General features: G+C 42.7%; 5 protein-coding genes. 4 read left to right on the forward strand and 1 reads right to left on the reverse strand.

Annotated elements, in window-relative coordinates; translation table 11 throughout:
• Positions 1 to 235: 235 nt before the first annotated feature.
• A complete protein-coding gene (gene pheT, locus PX482_RS07285) occupies positions 236 to 2,671 on the reverse strand; it encodes a phenylalanine--tRNA ligase subunit beta (RefSeq protein WP_288122259.1) in 2,436 nt (811 codons plus the stop codon).
• A 204-nt stretch (positions 2,672 to 2,875) separates the two neighbouring features.
• Between pheT and PX482_RS07290 the strand changes: the two genes are divergently transcribed.
• From PX482_RS07290 to PX482_RS07305, 4 genes are all read left to right on the forward strand, one after another.
• Entirely contained in the window at positions 2,876 to 3,994 is a 1,119-nt protein-coding gene (locus PX482_RS07290; RefSeq protein WP_288094647.1) for an AAA family ATPase, read from the forward strand.
• Between the two features lie 2 nt (positions 3,995 to 3,996).
• Entirely contained in the window at positions 3,997 to 4,773 is a 777-nt protein-coding gene (locus tag PX482_RS07295; protein ID WP_147071999.1) for a DUF3226 domain-containing protein, read from the forward strand.
• Positions 4,774 to 4,870: 97 nt separating this feature from the next.
• A complete protein-coding gene (locus tag PX482_RS07300; RefSeq protein WP_185238018.1) occupies positions 4,871 to 5,503 on the forward strand; it encodes a 2OG-Fe(II) oxygenase in 633 nt (210 codons plus the stop codon).
• Positions 5,504 to 5,530: 27 nt separating this feature from the next.
• A complete protein-coding gene (locus PX482_RS07305; RefSeq protein ID WP_002763710.1) occupies positions 5,531 to 6,310 on the forward strand; it encodes an ABC transporter ATP-binding protein in 780 nt (259 codons plus the stop codon).
• Positions 6,311 to 6,373: the final 63 nt, after the last annotated feature.

Here is a 6,373-nt window from a genome sequence, read left to right on the forward strand (position 1 = left end):
ACTCAATTGTCTATCTTTTGGTATTAACCTATTTGTGCCTTAAGTCCTTTCCTGTATGAATTTCAGCTACTTTTGAGCGTAGTTGCTCTCATCGAATTTTATTTTAAGTTAATTATTTGCATAACAATTCCCGAAGAGCCGGTAATCATTAGAGGCGATATTGATAGCGATGTGTGAGATTATTCTTGAGATAATATAAGGTCGATGTCTGATAACTGATAATTGATCGCTGAATTTAACTTCTTAAAGAAACTTGGAACTGTTTAACTAAAGCTTCTCGCACTTTTGTCATTAAGGGTTCCACATCTTCATCGGTTAAAGTTCGATCGCTGGCACGATAGACTAAACTAAAGGCCAAACTACAATGATTTTCTGGCACATTCTGCCCCTGATAGCGATCGAATAATTCGACTTTTTCTAAAAGAGTTCCCCCAGCATTTTTGATAGTTTTTGTCAATCTATCTACGGGTATATCTGTGGAAACAAAGAAGGCGATATCTCGCGCAGCCCCCGGATAGGTAGAATAGACCTGTAAACGCGGGGTAATTTTGGCACTATCGCTAAGAGTTGCTAACAGGATCGGGAACTGGATTTCAAAGGCATAAACTGCCTCAATTAATCCCTTTTGCTGACGCAATTGCGGGTGTAGTTGACCAAAAATTCCTAGTCGTTGTTTACCAATCCATAAAGAGGCTGTTCGTCCGGGATGAAAACGCGCATCTTCGGCATCTTTTTCGTAGCTTACCGTCAGCGAAAGGCGATCGAATACTGCTTCTAAAATCCCTTTTGCTTCGTACCAAGTCATGGCCACCTCTTTACCCGATCGCAGCCAACGTCCGGCCGGGAAGAAATCACCGCCAAAAATACCAGCAATTGCATCGTATTCGTTGATATTATCCGATTCTAAGCGGAAAACTCGCCCGATCTCGAAGCCATTTAAGGAACCGTTACCCTGAGACTGATTATACTCAAACGCTTCGATTAAACCGTCTAGGAGATTAGTCCGCAAAGCAGAATACTCGACAAAAAGGGGATTAGCGAGGACAACTTCCGCTAATTCCGGTTTAACTAGGGAATACTGGACTAATTCCGTCAAACCCACTGCGCGAAAAGCTTCCCGCAGCCGACGCTGTATAGTTTCCTCAAAGGATAATCCTCCGGCTGCGGTTTTTGCTGGCAAAGTATCGACAAAGCGATCATATCCGTACAGTCGCGCCACTTCTTCAATTAAGTCAATTTCCCGTTCTAAATCCCGATAACGGTAGTCTGGGACTGTCACAGTCCACAGAACAGGATTTTTCGAGGTTAACTGCAATTCACAGCCCAAATTGCCTAAAATCCGTTCCACATCTTCGGCGATAATTTCACCGATCGCACCATCATCTAGGGTAACTTGACCCAGTAGCTGCTGCAAACGTTGTAAACGCAATTCGATCGAACCCCTGGACCGTTCGGCGCGATAATCAGCTTTAACCTGACTGCTGACAGTTCCCCCAGCTAACTCTAGAATCAAATCGATCGCCCTTTGACAAGCATATTCCAAAGCGGCGGGATTAACACCGCGTTCATAGCGTCCGGAAGATTCGCTGCGTAAACCCTGCGCTTTTGAGGAACGACGGATAGCGATCGGATCGAATAAAGCCGACTCTAGCACAAGATTAACGGTTTCCTCGTTAACTTCCGTATCTTGACCTCCCATCACCCCCGCTAAAGCTACCGGCTTATTATTGGCAGTAATTAATAAATTAAGCTCTTTTAAGCTTCTTTCCTGACCATCAAGGGTAATGATTTTTTCCCCTTCCTCGGCAAAACGGACCCCAATAGTAACGGATTTCCCTCCGGCAAAACTCTGTAAACGATCGCGATCGAAAGCGTGTAAAGGTTGTCCCCACTCCAAAAGTACATAATTAGTAATATCGACCACATTATTGATTGATCGCAATCCGGCAGCCTGTAAACGCTGTTGCAACCATAGCGGAGATGGGCCAATTTTTACCCCCTCGATCACCGTACCAATATAAGCAGGACAAGCTTTATTTTCTGATATTTCCAGAGATAAATCTTTTTTAGGGGAAAATTCTCCTAATTTCACTTTTGGTAGGCTTAATTCTCCTCCTGTCAAAGCCGCTACTTCTCGCGCGACTCCGATCATACTCAAAGCATCGGCGCGGTTAGCGGTGGGAGAAATATCTAAAATCACCTCATCGAGTCCTAAAAGGGGACGAACATCTGTACCTAAAGGGAGATTTTCCTGGCTAAAAATGTGGATTCCTTCAGAATCTTTAGTTAATCCTAATTCTGCGAGGGAACAGATCATCCCTTCCGATTTTACCCCCCGCAATTTAGCCGGTTTAATCGTTAAATTGATTTTAGGTAAATAAGTTCCCAAAGTAGCCACGGGAACTAGAATATCAGCCCTAGCATTGGGCGCACCACAGACAATTGTACTAGGGTTTTCCTGACCGATATCCACCTGACAGACACTTAATTTATCCGCATTGGGATGGGGTTGGCGATCGATAATTTTACCAATAACCACACCCTTTGCCCATTCTCGGCGATCCTCGATCTCTTCCACTTCTATTCCCGCAATTGTCAATAATTCGGCTAATTCTTGGGGAGATTGGGCTATTTTGACTAATTCTCGTAACCAGTTGATCGAAATCCGCATCGTTAATTCTTGCTTGCCGTTGGTTCTTAACTATTGTAAACGGGGGGTAGTCACCGCGACCGGGTTGGCAGGAAAATGATTGCTAGTCAAAAAAAGAGCCTCAAATGAGTTATAATACAAGGGTTTTATCGTAAAAATTGCAAATTTTATCTTTGATCCTAGCTATTTCAGTTGTTATCGGCAATATTGTAGGAGCCAGTAAAAATGACTCGGCTTTTTGAAAGTTTACAAATCAGTGGTTATCGTGGTTTTGAACAAATAGAACTGTCTTCTCTAGGACAGGTGAACATTTTTGTCGGTAATAATAATTCTGGCAAAACTAGCATTCTCGAAGCTGTTTCAATTGTTTGTAATCCCCTCGATCCCTTTCAGTGGCTAGAAGTGGCTCAACGTCGATTATATCTAGGCAGAACATTTTTAATGCGACCGGATTTGGAAGCAATTAAATGGGTTTTCTTTCGTCAGAATAATCTTGCTAGTAACCCATCCTATCAAGGACAAATTTCGATCAAGTGTACTGGAAATTCACCGATTAAAAATCTAGCAGCTAATCTCACCGATATTTACGGTGCGAGCAACGAAAAAGGCAACCCAGAAAAGTTCAATGATGATTCCACCGATTCGGAAACCGATCTGGTTATCAATGGGTTAGAATTAAGTGTTACCGCCCATATTTTAGAGCAAGGCAGTTTCCTTAGTATAGATAATGAACAAGTATTTCAGTTTTGGGAAAAAGAGCGCTTTATTCAAAGGAAACGACAAAAAATACTGGTGGAAAATGCCACCATATTTCCTGCTTATTTGTCCTCGGAACCAATTCTAGATAGACTATCCAAAATCATCCTAAAGGAAGAAAATAACAAAGATGACATCCTAGATTTAATTCGGTTATTTGACGAGGAAATCACCGACATACAAATACTTTCACCCAACAATAAACCAACTCTTTATATAGAACATAAACAGCTTGGTTTTGCTCCTCTCTATGTGTTTGGTGACGGATTTAAAAGAACCTTAGTTATGGTGCTGAGTTTGTTGACAATTACCGATGGGGTACTTCTAATTGATGAAATCGAGACATCTATTCATATTTCTGCCTTAAGTCGTGTATTTTCTTGGTTAATTAACACCTGTAATCAAAGAAGAATTCAACTTTTTGTAACTACCCATAGTTTAGAAGCAGTTGATGCCATGCTACAGTCAGAAAAGGCCATAGAAGACGTGGTAGCTTTTCGGTTAAATTCTCCAAGGGAAAAACCTCAAAGATTTTCGGGCGATTTATTGCATAGATTGCGTTGGGAACGCGGGTTAGATGTGAGGTAGAGATGGTGAGATACTGCTATATTGTTGTCGAAGGTCCCCAGGATGTCGAATTCTTAATTGGTTTACTTAAATTTTATGGCTTAAAGCGAGTTATTCATTTATCTTCATTGGATCAATTTTGGGAAAAACTTATCCCGAAAGGTTATCCAGTAGATGATGATTTAACCAAACGAGTACCAGTACCATCTTTTGTTCAAAATGAGCAATTATCAATCGCTTTACATAGTGCTATTGGCGATACACGCATAGCGCAAACCATCGAAGAAAGTCTCAAGTTTATTCAACCTTCACAGCTTTTTAGTGTGGGGATTTTTGCCGATGCTGATTACAGGGAAACACCTCAAGAAAGGTTCAATAAACTAATTACTAAGTTATCGGATATTGACTTACCAAATTTGCTACCACCTTCTCAAATTGGTCAAGTTAACAATCATTCGCCTCGCTGTGGTATTTTCATCGCTCCTAACAATCGTGAGCAAGGAACTTTAGAAGATATTCTCCTCGAATGTGCTAAGATAAATTATCCTGATTTACTCAATCTTTCTCAAACCTACATAGAAAGTATTGACAGGAATCAGTTAACTAAAAATGATCTCGAAGATTTTAAAAAACCAGCAGGTGAAAAGAAAGCAATTATATCCAGTATTAGTAGTATATTAAGACCGGGTAAAGCCCTACAAGTTTCCCTACAAGATAATCGCTGGCTAGATGAGAAAATCCTAGAATTAGAGAGCATCAAGCTTATTAAAAATTTCCTTGAGCAAATTATCGGACTTTGAGAAAAAAAAGATAATTGAATAGCTGCTATCGAAATTATCCCCATCTCCCCTAAAAACAAGCTATCCTAAAGATTGCCATCCCGTTGCGATTCTATCCGTGCCTTACTATTCCCAATATCCCGACGCTTTCACTCCCAGTTATCTGAGCGAACTACAAGGACAGATTCTCGCTTGTCCCCACTTCACAGTTAACAATTTAAATCGAGATTTCGTTAAAACCAAAGGCTTTTCTATCGCTTTTCGACGCACACAAATCAGCGAAGTCGAACGAATGTTTCCCTATTTTAAACCCTATCTCGATCGCAGTTTACAAGCTGACTGCAACGCTTTTTATCTTAACCCCTTACTCCTACAAACCGGTTCACGCGTCGATCCCCATATCGATCGCTCCCTGCGCTCCTATTGTAAAACTATCGATCCCCCGCTCCTAGTTAGCGTCCTTTATGTGCAGGTTCCTAGGGATATTCAAGGGGGGGAACTGGTACTAGCAACAGGCAATCGTTCCGTGGCCCAGATTCGTCCTTGTGCTAACACCCTGATCCTCTTTCAAGGAGATCTCACCCATTCAGTTAATCCCGTTAGCTGTTCTGGTATTCGTCTGAGTCTTGTCTGCGAACAATATCGTTTAGATGCCGAAGAATTGCGAGAGATTCCCGAAATGCAGATAGAATCGCGAACCATAAAACCAGAAAAGAAAAAAAAGAAAGATCGGGTCGTTGCCCTACAATAAAAGGGCATTTTTGTAAAGATATTCTAGATGGTGATGCGCGAACCGATCGTCGAATTAAGGGGAGTAACCAAAGCTTTCGGCAAGAAAGTAATCTTAAATAACGTCGATCTGAAAGTGTACGAAGGGGAAGCGATCGGCGTGATCGGTCCGTCCGGGACGGGAAAATCGACGATTTTGCGCTTAGTCGCCGGATTACTGGCCCCCGATCGAGGAGAAGTGTACATCTACGGCACAAAACGGCAGAGAACCGTAGAACAGGGGGAAGATCCCCTCGGTGTTGGTCTAGTTTTCCAGCAATCGGCCCTTTTTGACTCCCTCACCGTCGGGGAAAATGTCGGTTTTGCTCTCTATCGCAACTCAAAGCTAAAACGAGCCGAAATCCGCGATTTAGTGGAAGAAAAACTGGATTTAGTGGGAATGTCCGGTTCCTACGACCTCTATCCCTCTGAAATATCCGGAGGGATGCGAAAACGCGTCAGTTTAGCCAGAGCAATTATCAGCGATCCCTCGATCGCCGCCGATCGACCGAACATTCTCCTTTACGATGAACCCACTGCCGGACTCGATCCGGTTGCTTCTACCCGCATCCAGACGGTAATTATGGAACTTCTCAAGGTAAAAAAAGCCTGTGGGGCCCATCTCATTGTCACCCACGTCCATAGCACCATCGAAAATACCACCGATCGCATCGTTTTTCTCTATAAAGGTCAATTTCAATGGGTTGGACCGACTCAAGAGGCTTATCACTCCGAAATCCCCGTACTCAAGCAATTTTTTACCGGCAGTATCGACGGACCAATTCAGTGATCAGTCAATTGAGGGAAGTGGGGTGTGGGGTGTGGGGTGTGGGGTGTGGGGTGTGGGGTGTGG

The organism is Microcystis sp. M53602_WE12 (genome assembly GCF_030065455.1).
Lineage (GTDB): Bacteria > Cyanobacteriota > Cyanobacteriia > Cyanobacteriales > Microcystaceae > Microcystis > Microcystis aeruginosa.